Here is a 1050-nt window from a genome sequence, read left to right on the forward strand (position 1 = left end):
CCGTTTGATAGATATTTTCTTTCTTTTGCAATTATTGAAAATTCTTTATTTAGGCAAAATAATGCAAGCTCATTCTTTTTAGGCAGTCTCTTTTCAAGAACATAAAGTCCTTTAGGAATAGAATCTGAAATATTAAGATACAAAGAGAAATAGCTAAAGCAGAATGCAAAGATAGCTGTTGAAAATGCAGTTAGCAAAAGAAGATATTTTAGATAGAAAATAGATTTTTTAATAATACAGAACATAAAGACCTCGCAGTTTTTTCAATTTTACAGCCTTTATTTTTTCTGCGAGGTCTTAAACTGGCGTTTTGCGCCAACTTTGCAATAATTTTCTTTATATATCAGATAGTTGTTATTTGTTATCTGGCAATAAGGAATCTATTGCGTGCTGAGTTTCTTGTTTTACCTTGATTGCCTTTTCACCGATAGCCTTGATAAGCTCGATATAAATCAAATCGATAATAAAGAATACACTCAGTCTTGAATCAGCATATCCATGAGCAAGATCGTAATCATGTACAGCATGGAGCACTGTAATATCTGTAAAAGTATAAAGTGGGGATGTTGTCTCAGCTGTAATAGCACAGATCATAGCTTTTCTTTTTGAGCAGATAGCAGCCGATTTTACAAGCTCGTTAGTTTTACCAGAATTTGAAATATAGATTACAAGATCGTCAGGTGTTGCAATTGCTGAATGAGTCATAATCTCATGGGAGTCTGAGTAACATCTTGCATCAATACCGATACGGGCTATTTTTCTTGCAGCATCCTGAGCTAAAAAGCCTGATGATCCGATACCAAAGAAGAAAACTCTTCTTGCCTGAACAATTTCTTTTACAAGTTTTGCAACAGAATCAAAACCGATTTCAACAGCAGTCTGAGAGAGTAGAGTCTGGTTTAACTGTAAAAGTTTCTGTGCAGTTGTTTCAAGACTTTCTTTTAAGTTGATTGCAGATTTTTTAGTTGATTTGTCAGAATCCTGTGCACCTAAATCCTGAGCGATTGCAATCTTGAAATCCTTTAGAGTCTCATAGCCGAATTTTCTGGC

General features: G+C 34.5%; 2 protein-coding genes. Both read right to left on the reverse strand.

All coding sequences use genetic code 11. The features are described 5' to 3' along the window. Positions 1-245, reverse strand: a 245-nt coding sequence (locus ACJML3_RS04560; protein ID WP_406021003.1) for a hypothetical protein, incomplete at its 3' end; no start/stop codon positions are given. Between the two features lie 109 nt (positions 246-354). Beyond that, on the reverse strand, positions 355-1050 hold a 696-nt coding region (locus ACJML3_RS04565; protein ID WP_406021005.1), incomplete at its 5' end, for a MurR/RpiR family transcriptional regulator.

The organism is Succinivibrio sp. (assembly GCF_045124615.1).
Taxonomy (GTDB): domain Bacteria; phylum Pseudomonadota; class Gammaproteobacteria; order Enterobacterales; family Succinivibrionaceae; genus Succinivibrio; species Succinivibrio faecicola.